This window comes from Halomonas sp. HK25, from assembly GCF_047795635.1.
In the GTDB taxonomy this organism is placed as follows: domain Bacteria; phylum Pseudomonadota; class Gammaproteobacteria; order Pseudomonadales; family Halomonadaceae; genus Halomonas.
The window spans coordinates 656,538-676,162 of the sequence record NZ_CP181044.1; the positions used below are offsets into that span (position 1 = coordinate 656,538).

Annotated in this window: 12 protein-coding genes, 2 tRNA genes and 3 rRNA genes; 16 read left to right on the forward strand and 1 reads right to left on the reverse strand. The window is 63.0% G+C overall.

Going from position 1 to position 19,625, the window contains the following annotated elements; translation table 11 throughout:
- Positions 1-37: 37 nt before the first annotated feature.
- The 5 genes from rluD to ilvN all read left to right on the forward strand — a co-directional run bounded on the left by rluD (position 38) and on the right by ilvN (position 7,277).
- Positions 38-997, forward strand: a complete 960-nt coding sequence (gene rluD / locus ACM26W_RS03190) for a 23S rRNA pseudouridine(1911/1915/1917) synthase RluD (RefSeq protein WP_416139430.1) — start codon at positions 38-40, stop codon at positions 995-997.
- A gap of 24 nt (positions 998-1,021) precedes the next feature.
- Entirely contained in the window at positions 1,022-1,777 is a 756-nt protein-coding gene (gene pgeF / locus ACM26W_RS03195; protein WP_416139431.1) for a peptidoglycan editing factor PgeF, read from the forward strand.
- Positions 1,778-1,930: 153 nt separating this feature from the next.
- Entirely contained in the window at positions 1,931-4,513 is a 2,583-nt protein-coding gene (gene clpB / locus ACM26W_RS03200; protein ID WP_416139432.1) for an ATP-dependent chaperone ClpB, read from the forward strand.
- 548 nt (positions 4,514-5,061) lie between these two features.
- Entirely contained in the window at positions 5,062-6,786 is a 1,725-nt protein-coding gene (locus ACM26W_RS03205; protein ID WP_416139433.1) for an acetolactate synthase 3 large subunit, read from the forward strand.
- Entirely contained in the window at positions 6,786-7,277 is a 492-nt protein-coding gene (gene ilvN, locus ACM26W_RS03210; protein WP_416139434.1) for an acetolactate synthase small subunit, read from the forward strand. The genes ACM26W_RS03205 and ilvN overlap by 1 nt, the downstream gene beginning before the upstream one ends.
- A 51-nt stretch (positions 7,278-7,328) precedes the next feature.
- Here ilvN and ilvY read toward each other — a convergent pair whose 3' ends face one another.
- Positions 7,329-8,216, reverse strand: a complete 888-nt coding sequence (gene ilvY / locus ACM26W_RS03215) for an HTH-type transcriptional activator IlvY (RefSeq protein ID WP_416139435.1) — start codon at positions 8,214-8,216, stop codon at positions 7,329-7,331.
- Positions 8,217-8,389: 173 nt separating this feature from the next.
- On the opposite strand from ilvY, the gene ilvC reads away from it, so the two are divergent.
- The 11 genes from ilvC to ACM26W_RS03270 all read left to right on the forward strand — a co-directional run bounded on the left by ilvC (position 8,390) and on the right by ACM26W_RS03270 (position 19,572).
- A complete protein-coding gene (ilvC, locus tag ACM26W_RS03220; protein WP_416139436.1) occupies positions 8,390-9,406 on the forward strand; it encodes a ketol-acid reductoisomerase in 1,017 nt (338 codons plus the stop codon).
- 154 nt (positions 9,407-9,560) lie between these two features.
- Positions 9,561-10,442, forward strand: a complete 882-nt coding sequence (gene pssA / locus ACM26W_RS03225; protein ID WP_416139437.1) for a CDP-diacylglycerol--serine O-phosphatidyltransferase — start codon at positions 9,561-9,563, stop codon at positions 10,440-10,442.
- 722 nt (positions 10,443-11,164) lie between these two features.
- Positions 11,165-12,719 (forward strand): 16S ribosomal RNA (locus ACM26W_RS03230).
- Between the two features lie 98 nt (positions 12,720-12,817).
- Positions 12,818-12,894, forward strand: a tRNA-Ile gene (locus ACM26W_RS03235).
- A gap of 6 nt (positions 12,895-12,900) precedes the next feature.
- Positions 12,901-12,976, forward strand: a tRNA-Ala gene (locus tag ACM26W_RS03240).
- 283 nt (positions 12,977-13,259) lie between these two features.
- Positions 13,260-16,259: ribosomal RNA gene (locus ACM26W_RS03245) — 23S ribosomal RNA — on the forward strand.
- An 84-nt stretch (positions 16,260-16,343) separates the two neighbouring features.
- Positions 16,344-16,459: ribosomal RNA gene (gene rrf / locus ACM26W_RS03250) — 5S ribosomal RNA — on the forward strand.
- The 16S, 23S and 5S rRNA genes sit together here with 2 tRNA genes alongside, the layout of an rRNA operon.
- Before the next feature lie 208 nt (positions 16,460-16,667).
- Positions 16,668-17,366 carry a tRNA (guanine(46)-N(7))-methyltransferase TrmB gene (gene trmB, locus ACM26W_RS03255; protein WP_416139438.1) on the forward strand — a complete coding sequence of 233 codons (699 nt, stop codon included), beginning with the start codon at positions 16,668-16,670 and terminating at the stop codon, positions 17,364-17,366.
- Positions 17,363-17,695, forward strand: a complete 333-nt coding sequence (locus ACM26W_RS03260) for a DMT family transporter (RefSeq protein ID WP_416140804.1) — start codon at positions 17,363-17,365, stop codon at positions 17,693-17,695. The genes trmB and ACM26W_RS03260 overlap by 4 nt, the downstream gene beginning before the upstream one ends.
- Before the next feature lie 34 nt (positions 17,696-17,729).
- A complete protein-coding gene (gene dacB / locus ACM26W_RS03265) occupies positions 17,730-19,169 on the forward strand; it encodes a D-alanyl-D-alanine carboxypeptidase/D-alanyl-D-alanine-endopeptidase (RefSeq protein ID WP_416139439.1) in 1,440 nt (479 codons plus the stop codon).
- 31 nt (positions 19,170-19,200) lie between these two features.
- Positions 19,201-19,572, forward strand: coding sequence for a diacylglycerol kinase (locus ACM26W_RS03270; RefSeq protein ID WP_416139440.1), 372 nt, complete (start codon positions 19,201-19,203; stop codon positions 19,570-19,572).
- The last annotated feature ends 53 nt before the right edge of the window (positions 19,573-19,625 follow it).

The window sequence follows — 19,625 nt, forward strand, 5'->3', positions numbered from 1 at the left end:
CTCTCTCTCAATCCTGCTGACTGGCAGCCAATCGACCATGCCCCAGACCCTGGAAGCCCAGCAACGCATTCCCGATGCCATGGCTGGCCTGCGCCTCGACCAGGCCGCCGCCGAACTGTTCGCCGATTACTCCCGCGAGCGCCTCAAGGCCTGGATCAAGGCCGGCGATCTCACTCTGGATGGAAGTCCCGCCAGGCCACGGGACAAGGTCTACGGCGGGGAGTGGCTGCGCCTCGCCACCGAGATCGAGGAGGACACCCGCTTCGCGCCCGAGGACATTCCCCTCGACGTGGTCCACGAGGATGACGGCGTACTGGTCATCGACAAGCCGGCCGGCCTGGTGGTCCATCCGGCAGCGGGCAATCCGGACGGCACCCTGCTCAATGCGCTGCTGCACCACTGCCCCCGGCTTGCCGGCGTGCCGCGTGCCGGCATCGTGCACCGCCTGGACAAGGACACTACCGGCCTGATGGTGGTGGCCAAGACCCTGGCTTCCCAGGCGGCCCTGGTGGCGCAACTGCAGGCGCGCACGGCCTCCCGCGAGTACGACGCGGTCTGCGTGGGGGTGATGACCTCCGGCGGCAAGGTGGACGCGCCTATCGGCCGCCATCCCAAGGATCGCAAGCGCCAGGCGGTGACGGCTTCCGGCAAGCCGGCGGTGACCCACTACCGTGTGGTGGAGCGCTTCCGCGCCCATACTCATGTGCGCTGTCGGCTGGAGACCGGGCGCACTCACCAGATCCGCGTGCACCTGGCGCACCTGCGCTACCCGCTGGTGGGTGACCCGGTCTACGGCGGTCGACTGAAACTGCCGCCCGGCGCCGCCGAGCCTCTCAAGGAGATCCTGCGCGAATTCCCCCGCCAGGCGCTGCACGCCCGCAAGCTGGCCTTCGTGCATCCCGGCAGCGGCGAGACGGTGACCTTTCGCTCGCCGCTGCCGGATGACATCCTGATGCTGCTGGACTACCTGCGCCACGACCACGAGACGATGCGCTGACCCGTCTTCGCCGAGGATCTGCCGATGAGCGATGCCCCCGACCTGCGGCCTTCCCTGATCCTGCCGGACTGGCCGGTGCCCACCTCAGTGGGCGCCTTCGTCACCACCCGGGAAACCGGTCCCAGCCAGGGCGACTTCGCCTGCTTCAACCCGGCGGACCACGTGGGCGACAACGCCGACCACGTGGAGCTCTGCCGCCGGCTGCTGCAGAAGCAGGTCGACGAGGAGCGGCCGCTGCTGTGGCTCGATCAGGCGCATGGCGCGCGAGTACAGCAGCACTTCGACCCGGCGTCGCCAGAGGCCGATGCCGCGGTGGCGGTCAATCGCGACTACGCCTGCGTGGTGCTCACTGCCGACTGCCTCCCGGTGTTCTTCAGCGACTACCGCGGGACTCGGGTGGCAGTGGCCCACGCCGGCTGGCGGGGGCTGGCAGGCGGCGTGCTGGAGGCCACGGTGGCCGCTCTTGGCGTGCCGCCGGAAGAGCAACTGGCCTGGCTGGGGCCGGCGATCTCCAACGCCCAGTTCGAGGTGGGGCCCGAGGTCTATCACGCCTTCGTCGGAGTGCACCCCGAGGCCACCGAGGCCTTCGACCCCAGCCCCTACCGCCTGGGCCACTTCATGGCGGACCTCTATCGCCTGGCGCGCCTGCGACTCGAGCGCCTGGGCGTGTCGCACATCAGCGGCGGCCATTTCTGCACCGCCTGCGAGCCGCGCTTCTACTCCCACCGCCGCGACGATGGCCGGACCGGCCGCATGGCCAGCGTGATCTGGCTGCGCTGACGCGTCCGCTTGATCCGCGTCAACTCGACGCGGCCTTCCCCTGGCGGCCGACTTGAAACCGGGCCAGCCTGACTCCATTGAGTGTGTCAAGACGAATTGACAGGGCCAAGCGTCGCGTCCAAGCGCGCCGCCACCCCGATGGAGGAAAGTTTCATGCGTTTCGACAAATTTACCGCCAAGCTGCAGAACGCCGTGGCCGATGCCCAGTCCTTGGCCGTGGGCCGCGGGCACAACCAGTTGGAGCCCGGCCACCTGCTGCTGGCGCTGCTTGACGCCCGCGATACCGGCGTCAAGGCGCTGGTGGAGAAGGCCGGCGGCGATGCCGCCCGGCTGCGCGATGGCCTGGTGGGGCACCTCGATGATCTGCCCAAGGTCGCCCACTTCGACGGTGAGGTGCAGCCCTCTCGCGACCTGATCAAGCTGTTCAACCTGACCGACCGTGAAGCCCAGAAGCGTGGCGACCAGTTCATTGCCAGCGAACTGGTGCTGCTGGCTGCCCTGGAAATGGGGCATGCGGTAAGCCGGCTGCTCACCCAGACAGGGCTCTCGCGCAAGTCTCTGGAGACCGCCATCGAGGGGGTGCGCGGCGGCACCAAGGTCGATGACCCCAACGCCGAGGAGCAGCGCGAGGCGCTGGAGAAGTACACTCTGGATCTCAACGAGCGCGCCGCCAGTGGAAAGCTCGACCCGGTGATCGGCCGCGACGATGAGATCCGCCGTACCATCCAGGTGCTGCAGCGGCGCACCAAGAACAACCCGGTGCTGATCGGCGAGCCCGGCGTGGGCAAGACCGCCATCGTCGAGGGGTTGGCCCAGCGCATCGTCGACGGTGAGGTGCCCGAGGGCCTCAAGGACAAGCGCGTGCTCTCGCTGGACATGGGGTCGCTACTGGCCGGGGCCAAGTTCCGTGGCGAGTTCGAGGAGCGTCTCAAGTCGGTATTGAACGAACTGGCCCAGGAGGAGGGCCGGGTGATCCTGTTCATCGATGAACTGCACACCATGGTGGGCGCCGGCAAGGCCGAGGGCGCCATGGACGCCGGCAATATGCTCAAGCCAGCGCTGGCTCGCGGCGAGCTGCACTGCGTGGGCGCTACCACCCTGGATGAGTATCGCAAGTACATCGAGAAGGACGCCGCCCTGGAGCGCCGCTTCCAGAAGGTGCTGGTGGACGAGCCCAGCGAGGAGGACACCGTGGCGATCCTGCGCGGCCTCAAGGAGCGCTACGAGGTGCACCACGGCGTGGACATCACCGACGGCGCCATCATCGCCGCGGCCAAGCTGTCGGCGCGCTACATCACCGACCGCCAGCTGCCCGACAAGGCCATCGACCTGGTCGACGAGGCCTCCTCGCGGATCCGCATGGAGCTCGACTCCAAGCCCGAGGAGATGGATCGCCTCGATCGCCGGCTGATCCAGCTGAAGATGGAGCGTGAACACCTCAGGAAGGAGACCGACGAGGCGTCGAAGAAGCGCCTGGAGAATCTCGAGGAGCAGATCGAGGAACTGGCCCGCGAGTACGCCGACCTCGACGAGATCTGGAAGGCCGAGAAGGCCAGCATCCAGGGGGCCGCCCAGTTCAAGGACGAGCTCGAGCGCGCCCGGGTGGAGCTGGAGCAGGCGCGCCGCCAGGGTGACCTGGCGCGGATGTCCGAGATCCAGTACGGCGTGATCCCCGGGCTCGAGAAGAAGATCAGTGAGGCCGGGGAGGGCGAGGCCGACACCTCCAAGCACCAACTGCTGCGCTCCAATGTCACCGAGGAGGAGATCGCCGAGGTGGTTTCGCGCTGGACCGGCATCCCGGTGGCCAAGATGCTCGAGGGCGAGCGCGACAAGTTGCTGCGCATGGAGGAAGCGCTGCACGAGCGGGTGATCGGCCAGGAGGAGGCGGTGACCGCCGTGGCCAACGCCGTACGCCGCTCCCGGGCCGGCCTGGCCGATCCCAACCGGCCCAACGGCTCTTTCCTGTTCCTGGGCCCGACCGGGGTCGGCAAGACGGAGCTGTGCAAGTCGCTGGCCGGTTTCCTCTTCGATACCGAGGAGGCCATGGTGCGCATCGACATGTCGGAGTTCATGGAGAAGCACTCCGTGGCACGGCTGATCGGCGCGCCTCCCGGCTATGTGGGCTACGAGGAAGGGGGCTATCTGACCGAGGCAGTGCGCCGCAAGCCCTACTCGGTGCTGCTGCTCGACGAGGTGGAGAAGGCCCACCCGGACGTCTTCAACATCCTGCTGCAGGTGCTCGAGGACGGCCGCCTCACCGATGGCCAGGGCCGCACGGTGGACTTCCGCAATACCGTGATCGTGATGACCTCCAACCTGGGCTCGGAGATCATCCAGCGCCTGGGCGGCGACGACGCCGACTATGAGCAGATGAAGGCGATGGTCATGGAAGTGGTGGGTACCCACTTCCGGCCCGAGCTGATCAACCGCATCGATGAGGTGGTGGTGTTCCACGCCCTGGGGCAGGAACAGATCCAGGCCATTGCCGCCATCCAGCTCGAGCGCCTGCGCGCGCGGCTGGCCGAGCACGGCCTCGGTCTCGAGGTCAGCGATGCGGCCATGGCCCAGCTCGCCGTGGTGGGTTTCGATCCGGTCTTTGGGGCGCGACCGCTGAAGCGGGCGATCCAGAGCCGCATCGAGAACCCCCTGGCCCAGGACCTGCTGGCCGGCAAGTTCCTGCCGGGGGAGGTCATCCACGTGGAGGCGGAGGGCAGCCAGCTGGTGTTCCAGAGCTGAGGCGAACAAAGCGTTACGCAGTCGCCCGGGTATGTGCCCAGCGACGGTCTACACTTATTCCAGGTTGCGTCCTGTAACCCCCTTGCCCGCCCGGTGTCCCACCCGGCGGGTTCTTTTATGGCGGCCACCGGTTGCAGCCATCTGTCCCCGGGAGAAGGGCCCACGCATTTTCCGCGGTTGACACCGTTGCGTCGCTAATGGAATCTTGGCGCTTCCTGATTTGCGGGCGCGGAACTCTGCGGGCAACCCCCCATCCCCGCGCGAAGGGTAGGCCAAGGTGCCTCTACCCGCCGAAGGACTTCCGAGTGCGGGCCAACCGCCCGGCTCGGCCAACGCCCCGACGCGGCGATCCGCCGTGAAGGGAACCGCAGGTTTATGTCGTAATAAATCAGCGTTCCCGAATGAGAGTGCAGGCCCTAACAGGGTCTTTAACTGCCAGGGTTTGGCATCAGGTGCCGGCGCGTCCGGCAGCGGCATATCGCCGCACTCGACCCCGCGCCCGACATGGGCGCGGATCGCACTCGAGACCTCCAGGGGAGAAACACAACGTGGAACTGCTTTCCGGCGCGGACATGATCGCCCGCTTCCTTCAGGATGAGGGCATCGAATACATCTATGGCTATCCAGGCGGGGCGGCGCTGCATATCTACGACGCCCTGTTCCGTCAGGACAAGGTCAAGCATATCCTGGTACGCCACGAACAGGCCGCCACTCACGCCGCCGACGGCTATGCGCGCGCCTCGGGCAAGCCGGGCGTGGTGCTGGTGACCTCCGGTCCAGGTGCCACCAACGCCGTCACCGGTATCGCCACCGCCTACATGGATTCTATTCCCATGGTGGTGCTGTGCGGCCAGGTGATGAGCCACCTGATCGGCGACGACGCCTTCCAGGAGACCGACATCATCGGCGTGACCCGTCCCATCGTGAAGCACAGCTTCTCGATCAGGCACCCGAGCGAGATTCCGGAAGTCCTCAAGAAGGCCTTCTACCTGGCCGCGACCGGCCGTCCTGGCCCGGTAGTGGTGGACATTCCCAAGGACATGACGGCCCCCACCGAGCGCTACGAGTACGTCTACCCGAAGAAGGTCAAGATGCGCTCGTACAACCCGGTCACCCGCGGGCATACCGGCCAGATCAAGAAGGCCGTGGAGATGATGCTCAAGGCCAAGCGGCCGGTGTTCTACACCGGCGGCGGCGTGGTCACCGGGCGGGCCAGCGAGGGACTCACCGATCTGGTCAAGCGGCTGGGCTACCCCATCACCACCACCCTGATGGGCATCGGCTCCTACCCCCAGGGCGACCGTCAGTGCCTGGGCTGGCTGGGCATGCATGGCTCCTATGAGTCCAATATGGCGATGCACCATGCCGACCTGATCATCGCCATCGGTGCGCGCTTCGACGATCGCGTCACCAACAACACCTCCAAGTTCTGCCCCACGGCCAAGATCATTCATGTGGATGTCGATCCGAGCTCCGTCTCCAAGACGGTGCGCGCCGACGTGCCCATCGTCGGGCCGGCGGGCAGCGTGATCAGCGAGATGATCAGCCTGGTGCAGGGCAAGGAGATCGCCAACCCCGAGGCCCTGGCCGAGTGGTGGCAGAAGATCGATGGCTGGCGCGAAGAGCGTGTCGGCAAGCTCTACGAGCCCTCAGGATCCGGCGAGAAGATCAAGCCCCAGGAGGTGGTCGAGGCACTGTGCCGGTTGACCCGCGGCGAGGCCTATGTCACCACCGATGTAGGCCAGCACCAGATGTTCGCGGCCCAGTACTACAAGTTCGACAAGCCCAACCGCTTCATCACCTCCGGCGGGCTGGGCACCATGGGCTTCGGATTCCCGGCGGCCATGGGCATCAAGCAGAACTTCCCGGACGAGCAGGTGGTCTGCGTGACCGGAGAAGGCAGCTTCCAGATGATGATGCAGGAGCTCTCCACCTGTAAGCAGTATGGGGTGGGGGTGAAGATCATCAACCTGAACAACGGCTCGCTGGGGATGGTGCGACAGTGGCAGGACCTCAACTACAAGTCCCGCCATGCCCACTCCTACATGGAGTCGCTGCCCGATTTCCAGAAGCTGATCGAGTCCTATGGCTTCACCGCCCTGAAGGTCGAGACCCTCGACGAGCTTGAGCCGGCACTGGAGCGGTTCCTGGCCGACAAGCACGAACTGGTGTTCCTCGACGTTGCGGTCGACCCGCACGAGCACGTCTATCCGATGCAGGTGCCCCTGGGCGCCATGCGTGACATGCTGCTTTCCAAGACGGAGCGGACCTGATGCGCCATATCATCTCGATTCTGATGGAAAACGAACCGGGCGCCCTGTCTCGCGTGGTTGGGCTCTTCTCGCAGCGCAACTTCAACATCGAGACGCTGAATGTGGCGCCCACCGAGGACGAGACCCTGTCGCGCCTGACCGTGACCACCGTTGGTGACGACCGGGTGATCGAGCAGATCACCAAGCATCTCAACAAGCTGATCGACGTGGTCAAGCTGGTCGACCTCACCGAGGGCAACCACATCGAGCGCGAGCTGATGCTGGTGAAGGTCAAGGCGCTGGGGGCGGCTCGCGATGAGGTGAAGCGCACCGTGGACATCTTCCGCGCCCAGGTGGTCGATGTGACGCCTAACCTCTATACCGTGCAGATCACCGGTGATGCCGGCAAGCTGGACGCCTTCCTGCAGGCCATGGCGCCGGTGGGTATCCTGGAGGTGGCGCGTACCGGTGTCTCCGGTATCGCCCGCGGGGACAAGGTCCTGTCTCTGTAGGTCAGTCAACGGCCAGACCGCAAAGGCCGCCCCTCGGGGCGGCCTTCTGTCTTAATGCTCCACCACCTCATCCCATAGCGCGCGGATCAGCGGGCTCCTCAGGCGTCGCTCCAGCACGCAGAGGCCCACATCGTAGTGGGGCAGCTCCGGCTTCACCGGCAGCACCCGCACCCGCTCCTGGAGCGGGCTGTTGTCGAGCACGATCTTCGGCACCACGCCGATGCCGAAGCCCAGTCCCACCATGCTGACGATCGCCTCGTGGCCCGCCACCTGGGCGTAGATCCTCGGCACCACCCCCAGCGCCCGGAACCAGGTGTCGGCGAACTCCCGGGACAGGCCGGCCTCGGAGAGAATCATCGGCACCTCGCGCCACTGCTCGGCGCTGGGCGACTCCGGGGTGGAGGGAATCCAGGCGGCTGACTCACGGGGGGCGATGAAGACCAGGGGGGCGCGGGTCAGCGACTTGAAGGCCAGCGCCTCGGGGGTGCGCCGCGGGCGGGGGGTGATCGCCATGTCCTCCTCGCCGGCCAGGACTCGGGCCATGGCCTCGGCGGGGTCGCCGGTATGCAGCTTGAGTTCGATGCCGGGGTGGTGGGTGCGAAACTCGCTGAGCAGCGAATAGAGGAAGCTGTAGCTGGCGGTCACCGAGCAGTAGACGCTGATCTCCCCGGTGAGTCGGAGCGCCTCGCTCTGCAGCGACAGGCGCAGCTGCTCCCACTGCTCGAGGGCTTCCCGGGCGTAGGCCTGGAAGGTCTCACCCTGGCGGGTCAGGGCCACGTGACGGTTGTCGCGCTCGAAGAGCGAGACGCCCAGGTTCTCCTCGAGCTGGCGAATGGTGCGGGAGAGGGTCGAGGGGCTGACGTGGCAGGCCTCGCTGGCGCGGCCGAAGTGCAGGCTATCCGCCAGCGTCAGGAAGTGTTTGAGGGGGCGCATGTCCATGGGGTGAGTATTGCATGATCTGACATGTCACGTTGCAAATATAGCGTTTTACGCAATGGGGGGCCTAGCGTATGGTGGCTGCATCGGATGCCGCGAACCCAGCCCCGTGCCAGACGGGACGGGTGGCCATCAGCGCTGACACCCACCTCTATCAACGTTCCAGGAGCTCTACCATGCACGTTTACTATGATAAGGATTGCGATCTCTCCCTCATCCAGGGCAAGAAGGTCACCATCGTGGGCTACGGTTCCCAGGGCCACGCCCACGCCAACAACCTGAAGGAGTCCGGTGTCGACGTCACCGTCGCCCTTCGCGCCGGCTCCTCCTCCGCTGCCAAGGCCGAGGCCGCCGGCCTCAAGGTCGCCAGCGTGCCCGAGGCCTGCAAGAGCGCCGACGTGGTGATGCTCCTGGCCCCGGACGAGAACCAGAAGGCGATCTACGAGAACGAGGTCGAGCCGAACCTGAAGCAGGGCGCCACCCTGGCCTTCGCCCACGGCTTCAATATCCACTACAACCAGATCGAGCCGCGCAAGGACCTGGATGTGATCATGATCGCGCCCAAGGCCCCGGGTCACACCGTGCGCTCCGAGTTCGTCAAGGGTGGCGGCATCCCCGACCTGATCGCCATCCATCAGGATGCATCCGGCAGTGCCAAGGAACTCGCGCTCTCCTACGCCGCCGGCGTCGGCGGTGGCCGCAGCGGCATCATCGAGACCACCTTCAAGGACGAGACCGAGACCGACCTCTTCGGCGAGCAGGCCGTGCTGTGCGGCGGCGCCGTGGAACTGGTCAAGGCCGGCTTCGAGACCCTGACCGAGGCAGGCTATGCCCCGGAGATGGCCTACTTCGAGTGTCTGCACGAGCTCAAGCTGATCGTCGACCTGATGTACGAGGGCGGCATCGCCAACATGAACTACTCCATCTCCAACAATGCGGAGTATGGCGAGTACGTGACCGGCACCGAGGTGATCAACGAGCAGTCTCGCGAGGCGATGCGCAACGCGCTGAAGCGCATCCAGACCGGCGAGTACGCCAAGATGTTCATCCAGGAAGGCAACAGCAACTATCCGTCGATGACGGCCCGCCGTCGCCTGAACGCCGAGCACGACATCGAGATCGTGGGGGGCAAACTGCGCGGCATGATGCCGTGGATCGCCGCCAACCAGCTGGTGGACAAGTCCAAGAACTGATTCCCGATCGGTCGCAGGACAGGAAAAGGGCGCGGACTTCCGCGCCCTTTTCCATTGTGGGGTGAGGCAGTGCGCGGCGTTGTGGGGGCGCGGTGGGCGTGTAGAATGAAGGTGCGCCCTTCGGGCGATTTCATTTTGGCAACGGACAACACGCATGAGTCAGGATTCCCGCACTACCGATCGTGACCCCGCCCGGCCGGATGCCGAGTCGGACGGCAAGGCGTCCCCCGAGGGGGTGCCCCCTGTCGAGGAAGATCTGGCCGCGGCCTTCGTGCGCGAGGCCGAGGTGATCGAGGAGGCGGTGGAGGATGGCAAGAAGGTCCGCCGCAAGGGGATCTACCTGCTGCCCAACCTCTTCACTACCTCGGCGCTCTTTGCGGGCTTCTTCTCGATCGTGGCCGGCATCAACGGCGACTTCACCGCCGCCGCGGTAGCGATCTTCATCGCCATGGTGCTCGATGGCCTGGATGGTCGGGTGGCGCGCATGACCAATACTCAGAGCGCCTTCGGCGCCGAGTACGACAGCCTTGCGGACATGCTCTCCTTCGGCGCGGCACCGGCGCTGGTTGCCTTTACCTGGATTCTCCAGGATATCGGCAAGACCGGCTGGGTGGTGGCCTTCCTCTACGTGGCCTGTGCCGCGCTGCGCCTGGCGCGCTTCAACGTGCAGATCGGCAGCGTCGACAAGAAGTGGTTCATCGGCCTGCCCAGTCCCTCGGCGGCGGCGCTGGTGGCGGCCAGCATCTGGACCTTCCACAGCTTCGATGCCGAGGCCTTCGGCTTCAAGCTGCTGATGCTGGTGATCGTTGCGGCGGCAGGTGTGCTGATGGTCAGCAATATCCGCTACTACAGCTTCAAGGATATCGACCTCAAGGGGCCGGTGCCCTTCGTGGTGCTGCTGGCCATCGTGCTCGGCTTCGTGGTGATATCGATGCAGCCCTCGGTGATGCTGCTGCTGCTGTTCGGTGCCTATGTGGCCTCCGGCCCGGTGATGGCCGTGATGCGCAAGATGAAGCAGGCGCCGCCGGCTGGCTGAGCGCCTTCGTTGCATTGCGTCAGCGCCTGCCTTGGAGCGGGCGCTGCGGTTTCTGCCTGGTCCCGCGGCGGCCTCTCCCCTGCACGTTCACCTATCCACAGCCGCTCGCCGCGCAGGCCCTGTGGATGCGCTTGTCGCCTTTCTGTCACGGCGCTGAAACTTTTTGACACGAAGGGCTTGCGGGGCGTCGGGGAAAACCGTAAAGTACGCATCCGCTGCCGGCAACGGGCAACGTTACCGGCGGTGATAAGTGGAAGAAGTGGTTGTTCTGCTTGAGGTTTTTCGGAAGGTTCGGAGGATCGCTCGCTTGACACTCACCGCGGATTCGGTAGAATGCGCCCACTCGATACGCCGTCACCTTGGTTACGCCGGGTGAGGCGGTCAGCGGGACTCAGGACGGGGTGCTAGGCACCGCCAACCGCCGCTTGACACGCTGAGGCGAATCGGTAGAATACGCCTTCCTCGCAGGGCGCTGGCGAGACGGGAGCTGAGGCTCACGTCACGACAGCAAGCGAGACGCTCCGCTCTCTGAGAGTCCGGAGCCGCTCTTTAACAATCGATCAGGTAATTCATGTGGGCGCTTGTCGATGTGTCGGTGACCAGTCACTGAAACATCAAGGCAAGCGACTCGTCAAAGCTCCTCGGAGCTTTTTGAGAACGTTTGACCCTTGAGCCAAGTTTGGTCCGCTTCCTTCCTTGAAGGGTAAGGACTATATGATCGTAAACTGAAGAGTTTGATCATGGCTCAGATTGAACGCTGGCGGCAGGCCTAACACATGCAAGTCGAGCGGTAACAGGTCCAGCTTGCTGGATGCTGACGAGCGGCGGACGGGTGAGTAATGCATAGGAATCTGCCCGGTAGTGGGGGATAACCTGGGGAAACCCAGGCTAATACCGCATACGTCCTACGGGAGAAAGCAGGGGATCCGTGTTCTTCGGAATGGGGACCTTGCGCTATCGGATGAGCCTATGCCGGATTAGCTGGTTGGTGAGGTAATGGCTCACCAAGGCGACGATCCGTAGCTGGTCTGAGAGGATGATCAGCCACATCGGGACTGAGACACGGCCCGAACTCCTACGGGAGGCAGCAGTGGGGAATATTGGACAATGGGCGCAAGCCTGATCCAGCCATGCCGCGTGTGTGAAGAAGGCCTTCGGGTTGTAAAGCACTTTCAGTGGGGAAGAAAGCCTTGGGGCCAATACCCTCGAGGAAGGACATCACCCACAGAAGAAGCACCGGCTAACTCCGTGCCAGCAGCCGCGGTAATACGGAGGGTGCGAGCGTTAATCGGAATTACTGGGCGTAAAGCGCGCGTAGGCGGTCTGATAAGCCGGTTGTGAAAGCCCCGGGCTCAACCTGGGAACGGCATCCGGAACTGTCAGGCTAGAGTGCAGGAGAGGAAGGTAGAATTCCCGGTGTAGCGGTGAAATGCGTAGAGATCGGGAGGAATACCAGTGGCGAAGGCGGCCTTCTGGACTGACACTGACGCTGAGGTGCGAAAGCGTGGGTAGCAAACAGGATTAGATACCCTGGTAGTCCACGCCGTAAACGATGTCGACTAGCCGTTGGGGTCCTTGAGACCTTTGTGGCGCAGTTAACGCGATAAGTCGACCGCCTGGGGAGTACGGCCGCAAGGTTAAAACTCAAATGAATTGACGGGGGCCCGCACAAGCGGTGGAGCATGTGGTTTAATTCGATGCAACGCGAAGAACCTTACCTACCCTTGACATCGTGCGAACTTGGTAGAGATACCTGGGTGCCTTCGGGAGCGCATAGACAGGTGCTGCATGGCTGTCGTCAGCTCGTGTTGTGAAATGTTGGGTTAAGTCCCGTAACGAGCGCAACCCTTGTCCTTATTTGCCAGCGGGTCATGCCGGGAACTCTAAGGAGACTGCCGGTGACAAACCGGAGGAAGGTGGGGACGACGTCAAGTCATCATGGCCCTTACGGGTAGGGCTACACACGTGCTACAATGGCCGGTACAAAGGGTTGCGAAGCCGCGAGGTGGAGCTAATCCCGAAAAGCCGGTCTCAGTCCGGATCGGAGTCTGCAACTCGACTCCGTGAAGTCGGAATCGCTAGTAATCGTGAATCAGAATGTCACGGTGAATACGTTCCCGGGCCTTGTACACACCGCCCGTCACACCATGGGAGTGGACTGCACCAGAAGTGGTTAGCTTAACCCTCGGGGGAGCGATCACCACGGTGTGGTTCATGACTGGGGTGAAGTCGTAACAAGGTAGCCGTAGGGGAACCTGCGGCTGGATCACCTCCTTAACGACGACGTCGCCGACACGCGGCAAGTGCTCACAATGAATTACCTGATCGACCAGAGCAAAAGACTGTTTGGGTCAACGGCCCAGTGGTTGGAAGCCGGGTCTGTAGCTCAGTTGGTTAGAGCGCACCCCTGATAAGGGTGAGGTCGGCAGTTCAAATCTGCCCAGACCCACCATTTAGCGGGGCCTTAGCTCAGCTGGGAGAGCGCCTGCCTTGCACGCAGGAGGTCAGCGGTTCGATCCCGCTAGGCTCCACCACTCTCAAGCTTGAAGCTGAAAGCCTGAAGCGTGAAGTAAGGCCACAACAGTCGACAACAAAGCGTAAGCCTTAAGCTAGGCGCTGAACGAGACACCTGCCACGCGGCGGGCAGCTCTTCCAGCTTCCAGCTTCCAGCTTAAAGCTTCCAGCTTTAACTGCTCTTTAACAATGTGAATCATGCTGACAAACGTTCTTTCCGCAAGGAAAGAACACGAGATATGTTTCAAGCGTATCCGGCAATTGTCAAACTGTCATCGCAGATCAGACCCCTTGGGGTTATATGGTCAAGCGATGAAGCGCACACGGTGGATGCCTAGGCAGCCAGAGGCGATGAAAGACGTGGTAGCCTGCGATAAGGCTCGGCGAGGTGGCAAACGACCTGCGACCCGGGCATCTCTGAATGGGGAAACCCACCCTGCATCAGCAGGGTATCCCACACTGAATCCATAGGTGTTGGGAGGCGAACCGGGGGAACTGAAACATCTAAGTACCCCGAGGAAAAGAAATCAACCGAGATTCCCCCAGTAGCGGCGAGCGAACGGGGACCAGCCCTTAAGCATGTAACTGATTAGACGAACGTGCTGGGAAGCACGGCCATAGTGGGTGATAGCCCCGTAGTCGAAAATCTGATCATGTGAAATCGAGTAGGTCGGGGCACGAGAAACCCTGACTGAACATGGGGGGACCATCCTCCAAGGCTAAATACTCCTGGCTGACCGATAGTGAACCAGTACCGTGAGGGAAAGGCGAAAAGAACCCCGGCGAGGGGAGTGAAATAGATCCTGAAACCGTGTGCGTACAAGCAGTGGGAGCAGACATGTTCTGTGACCGCGTACCTTTTGTATAATGGGTCAGCGACTTATTTTCAGTGGCGAGCTTAACCGATTAGGGGAGGCGTAGGGAAACCGAGTCTTAACTGGGCGACCAGTCGCTGGAAATAGACCCGAAACCGGGCGATCTATCCATGAGCAGGTTGAAGGTTGAGTAACATCAACTGGAGGACCGAACCAGGATCTGTTGAAAAAGATTTGGATGACTTGTGGATCGGAGTGAAAGGCTAATCAAGCCCGGAGATAGCTGGTTCTCCTCGAAAGCTATTTAGGTAGCGCCTCACGTATCACCACCGGGGGTAGAGCACTGTTTCGGCTAGGGGGTCATCCCGACTTACCAACCCGAGGCAAACTCCGAATACCGGTGAGTGCAGCGTGGGAGACACACAGCGGGTGCTAACGTCCGTTGTGAAAAGGGAAACAACCCAGACCGTCAGCTAAGGTCCCGAAATCCTGGTTAAGTGGGAAACGATGTGGGAAGGCTCAGACAGCTAGGAGGTTGGCTTAGAAGCAGCCATCCTTTAAAGAAAGCGTAATAGCTCACTAGTCGAGTCGGCCTGCGCGGAAGATGTAACGGGGCTCAAACCAGGTACCGAAGCTACGGGTGTGCCTGCATCACTTAAGGCTATTCGATTAACGTCGCGAAGCGACGTTCAAGCGCTCCCCGAACGTTGAGTCGGGTGGGCGGATCACGATGAGTAGGCTTAAGGATGCAGGCACGCGGTAGAGGAGCGTCGTGTAAGCCGATGAAGGTGGATTGAGAAGTCTGCTGGAGGTATCACGAGTGCGAATGCTGACATGAGTAACGACAAGGGGAGTGAAAAACTCCCCCGCCGGAAGACCAAGGGTTTCTGTTCGACGCTAATCGGAGCAGAGTGAGTCGGCCCCTAAGGCGAGGCCGAAAGGCGTAGTCGATGGGAAACGGGTCAATATTCCCGTACCTCACTGTATTGCGATGGGGGGACGAAGAAGGCTAGGTGAGCCAGGCGTTGGTTGTCCTGGTGAAAGCGAGTAGGCCAGTGATTCAGGAAAATCCGGATCACTCTCTTCACTGAGACGGCCGAGACGCGAGACGAACTGACCACGGTCAGGAAGTCATCGATGCCACGCTTCCAGGAAAAGCCTCTAAGCTTCAGATACAGTGGGACCGTACCCCAAACCGACACAGGTGGTCAGGTAGAGAATACCCAGGCGCTTGAGAGAACTCGGGTGAAGGAACTAGGCAAAATGGTGCCGTAACTTCGGGAGAAGGCACGCCGCGTTAGTGTAGAGGGACTGGCTCCCCGAGCACGAGGCGGTCGAAGATACCAGGTGGCTGCAACTGTTTATTAAAAACACAGCACTCTGCAAACGCGCAAGCGGACGTATAGGGTGTGACGCCTGCCCGGTGCCGGAAGGTTAATTGATGGTGTTAGCGCAAGCGAAGCTCCTGATCGAAGCCCCGGTAAACGGCGGCCGTAACTATAACGGTCCTAAGGTAGCGAAATTCCTTGTCGGGTAAGTTCCGACCTGCACGAATGGCGTAATGATGGCCACGCTGTCTCCACCCGAGACTCAGTGAAATTGAAATCGCAGTGAAGATGCTGTGTACCCGCGGCTAGACGGAAAGACCCCGTGAACCTTTACTATAGCTTCACACTGGACGCTGATGTTGCTTGTGTAGGATAGCTGGGAGGCTAGGAAACCCGGACGCCAGTTCGGGTGGAGCCAACCTTGAAATACCAGCCTGGCATCATTGGCGTTCTAACTCAGGTCCGTTATCCGGATCGAGGACCGTGTGTGGTGGGTAGTTTGACTGGGGCGGTCTCCTCCCAAAGCGTAACGGAGGAGCACGAAGGTACCCTCAGCACGGTTGGAAATCGTGCAGTGAGTGCAAGAGCATAAGGGTGCTTGACTGCGAGACAGACACGTCGAGCAGGTGCGAAAGCAGGTTCTAGTGATCCGGTGGTTCTGTATGGAAGGGCCATCGCTCAACGGATAAAAGGTACTCCGGGGATAACAGGCTGATACCGCCCAAGAGTTCACATCGACGGCGGTGTTTGGCACCTCGATGTCGGCTCATCACATCCTGGGGCTGAAGTCGGTCCCAAGGGTATGGCTGTTCGCCATTTAAAGTGGTACGCGAGCTGGGTTTAGAACGTCGTGAGACAGTTCGGTCCCTATCTGCCGTGGGCGTTGGAAGTTTGAGAAGAGCTGCTCCTAGTACGAGAGGACCGGAGTGGACGCACCTCTGGTGTTCCGGTTGTCACGCCAGTGGCATTGCCGGGTAGCTATGTGCGGACAGGATAACCGCTGAAAGCATCTAAGCGGGAAGCCCCCTTCAAGATGAGACTTCCCTGAGGCCTTGAGCCTCCTGAAGGGCCCAGCGAGACCAGCTGGTTGATAGGCAGGGTGTGGAAGCGCTGCAAGGCGTTGAGCTAACCTGTACTAATGGCCCGTGAGGCTTGACCATATAACACCCAAGTGGTCTGTCGATGACAGAGGACAGCGGATACGATTGAGACGTCTCGACGTCAGCATGATTCACCGTTTTTCGCCTGACGACCATAGCGTGCGTGAACCACCTGATCCCATGCCGAACTCAGCAGTGAAACCGCTCAGCGCCGATGGTAGTGTGGGGTCTCCCCATGTGAGAGTAGGTCATCGTCAGGCACTTATAGCGAAAAAACCCCGGGCATTCAGATGCTCGGGGTTTCGTCGTTTTAGGCGTCTCCCCATGGAGAGTAGCGGAGCGCCGCCCGGGTCCTCGTCAGGCACTTATAGAGAAAAGCCCCGCGTTCGAAAGAGCGCGGGGCTTTTCGCATTTCGGCACCTTGAACAGGCTGCTAGAATCGTCGCTCATTCGATCTGCGGTGCCGTGATGCATGCCAGTTCCCGTTCCATCGACACCAATCAGTCAGGTCCCCACGAGGATCTGGCCAAGCGGGTAGCGCGTGCGCTGGAGCACCCGCTGCGTAAGCCGGTGGCCGAGCATACCCGGGCAGCCTTCGAGTCGGCCGGGACATGGCTCGCCGCCCGCCTGGGAATGCCGCTGATCCTGGATGCCGGCTGTGGGGTGGGACTCTCGACCCGCCGCCTGGCGGCACGCTTCCCTGACCATGCGGTGATCGGCGTGGATCGCAGCGAGAGCCGCCTGAGTCGTGAACACGGCTCGCTGCCCGACAACGCCCTGTTGGTGCGTGCCGACCTGGTGGACTTCTGGCGCCTGGCGCTGGCGGATGACTGGCGGCCCGTACGTCACTATCTGCTCTATCCCAATCCCTACCCCAAGGCGGCTCATCTCAAGATGCGCTGGCAGGGGCATCCGGTACTGCCGGTGATCCTGGCCCTCGGAGGTCGGTTGGAGCTGCGCTCCAACTGGCGGCTCTACGTGGAGGAGTTCGCCCTGGTCGTGCTGATGGCCACGGGCCGTGAGGCGCAAGTTGCCATACACGAGCCGAATGGCCACCCCCTGACTCCCTTCGAGCAGAAGTACCACGCCAGCGGTCAGACGCTGTGGAAGCTCGCGGTCGAGTTGCCCCATGATTCCGGCCTGGTGCCGGGGGGAGATGACGCCTGATGGCTTTCGTCTACCTGGCGCTGGCCATAGTGGCCGAGGTGATCGCCACCAGCGCACTCAAGGCTACCGAAGGCTTCACCCGCCTGTGGCCCAGCCTGCTGGTGGTAGTCGGCTATGTGGTGGCTTTCTACATGCTCTCGCTGGTACTGCGCACCATGCCGGTGGGCATCGCCTACGCCATCTGGGCGGGTCTGGGCATCGTGCTGGTCGCCGTTGTGGGGCTGGTGGTCTATGGCCAGCGTCCCGACCTGCCGGCGGTGATCGGCATCGGCCTGATCGTGGCCGGTGTGGTCACCATCCAGCTGTTCTCGTCGATCTCTACTCACTGAATACGTTAATCCTGACTCAACCTCTGGTGCTGTCATGCGTCATCGCTTGTCGAAGCTTCTTCTCTTAACGCTCTGTGTGCTGCCTGTGGTCGCCCAGGCCTCGGGCTTCGACCAGCTGGACCGCCTGTCCGACAAGGGTTTTCTGATCAGCGCCGAGGCGCGCCTGATCAACGAGGACACGGTGCTCGGTGCCATCGGGCCCGAGCATCAGCTCTCGCCGGCCTCGGTGACCAAGAGCTACCTGGCGGCGGCGGCCCTGGACCGTTGGGGGCCCCAGCACCGCTTCACCACCCGGCTGGTCAGCCCGGCGCGCCCGGACGCTGATGGTGTGCTGCCGGGCGACCTGATCCTCGACGGTGGCGGCGACCCGGCACTGACCACCGAGGACCTGTGGCGCCTGGTGCAGCGGCTGCACCAGGCCGGCGTACGCGAAGTGGAGGGCCGATTACTGGTCAGCCAGTGGCGCTTCGGGCCGGTTGAGTGCATCACCACCGACCGCTGCCAGGCCCGCGAGCGCTCCGCCAACGCCTACAGCGCGTTGCTCTCCTCGGCCGGGGTCAACTACGGCAGCTGGTGTGTCAGTGTGTCTCCCGGCGCCGCACCCGGTGAGCCGGCTCGGGTGACCGGATGCGACAGCCAGGCGGCCATCCTGCGCATCGACAACCGGGTGGAGACGCGCCCCGACAACAGCGGTACCGAGCTGCGCGCCGAGCGGGTCACCCGCGACGACCATGACGTCATGGTGTTGAGCGGCCAGATCTCAACGAACGCGCGCCCCCGGGACATCTATCGGGCGAGCTCTGACCCCGCCGACCAGATGGCCATGACCCTGCTGGCGATGCTCGACCAGGCGGGCATTGCGGTGCGCGGCGGGGCCGATATCACGCTGGCCGAGCCCCCCGCCGGCGCCCGCGCCCTGGCAGAAGTGGAGGGCAAGCCGCTGCAGGAGCTGCTGCTGCGGGTGATGAACTACTCCAACAACTTCATGGCCGATATCCTGGCGCTGAACCTTGTCGAGACCCCCCGCGCGGACTTGCGCCTGGGCGGGCTGGCGATTGAGCAGTTCGTGGCGGGTATTCCCGACCACGGCCCGGTGACCCTCTTCAGCGGCAGCGGGTTGACCACCGAGAACCGCACCTCGGCGAGGGGCGCCAACGCGTTGTTGGCGAGCATGTTCCATCGCCCGTCACTGTTTCCGAGCTTCGTGGCCACCCTTCAGTCTCCCGGCAATGGCGTGATGCGCTTCATCCGCCGGGGCTCATCCACCTTCCAGCATCACGTCATGATCAAGACCGGCACCCTCAACCAGCCGGTGGCGGTGCGGGCAGTGAGCGGTTATTTCCGCACCCGCAGCGGCCGCTGGGGTGTGTTCACCGCGCTGGTAAACGGCACCGGCAGCACCCCCTACCTGAGCTGGTCGGAGGTTCTGGACCCGCTGGCCGTGGACCTCGAGCGGATGATCGATTCCCATTGAACGGCCTGGCTTCCACCCTGAGGAACTCGCGATGAAACCCGGACATACCGGCTGGCGGCACCTGGTGCACTCCACCCGCTACTCCCTCGAGGGGCTCAAGGCCGCCTGGCGGCACGAGTCAGCCTTTCGTCAGGAACTGGCACTCTGCGTCTTGCTGCTGCCGCTGGCCTGGTGGATCGGCCAGGGTCCGGTGGAGTGGATACTGCTGGTAGGCAGCTGCCTGCTGGTGCTGGTGGTGGAGCTGGTCAATAGCGCCATCGAGAGCGTGGTGGACCGCATCGGCCCCGAGCACCACGAGCTCTCCGGCCGCGCCAAGGACCTGGGCTCCGCCGCGGTGATGGTATCGCTGGCCCTGGCCGGGCTGACCTGGCTGCTGATGGCCGGTCAGAAGCTGCTCGGCTGATCCGTGAGTCGCGGCAGGTGCCAGTTGGGGCCCGGCTTCGCTATGCTGGAGGC

Excerpts from the sequence above, each read along its gene's own strand:
- rluD (WP_416139430.1), top strand. The coding sequence starts at position 38 with ATGCCCCAGACCCTGGAAGCCCAGCAACGCATTCCCGATGCCATGGCT.
- pgeF (WP_416139431.1), top strand. The coding sequence starts at position 1,022 with ATGAGCGATGCCCCCGACCTGCGGCCTTCCCTGATCCTGCCGGACTGG.
- clpB (WP_416139432.1), top strand. The coding sequence starts at position 1,931 with ATGCGTTTCGACAAATTTACCGCCAAGCTGCAGAACGCCGTGGCCGAT.
- ilvN (WP_416139434.1), top strand. The coding sequence starts at position 6,786 with ATGCGCCATATCATCTCGATTCTGATGGAAAACGAACCGGGCGCCCTG.
- ilvY (WP_416139435.1), bottom strand. The coding sequence starts at position 8,216 with ATGGACATGCGCCCCCTCAAACACTTCCTGACGCTGGCGGATAGCCTG.
- ilvC (WP_416139436.1), top strand. The coding sequence starts at position 8,390 with ATGCACGTTTACTATGATAAGGATTGCGATCTCTCCCTCATCCAGGGC.
- pssA (WP_416139437.1), top strand. The coding sequence starts at position 9,561 with ATGAGTCAGGATTCCCGCACTACCGATCGTGACCCCGCCCGGCCGGAT.
- trmB (WP_416139438.1), top strand. The coding sequence starts at position 16,668 with ATGCATGCCAGTTCCCGTTCCATCGACACCAATCAGTCAGGTCCCCAC.
- dacB (WP_416139439.1), top strand. The coding sequence starts at position 17,730 with ATGCGTCATCGCTTGTCGAAGCTTCTTCTCTTAACGCTCTGTGTGCTG.
- ACM26W_RS03270 (WP_416139440.1), top strand. The coding sequence starts at position 19,201 with ATGAAACCCGGACATACCGGCTGGCGGCACCTGGTGCACTCCACCCGC.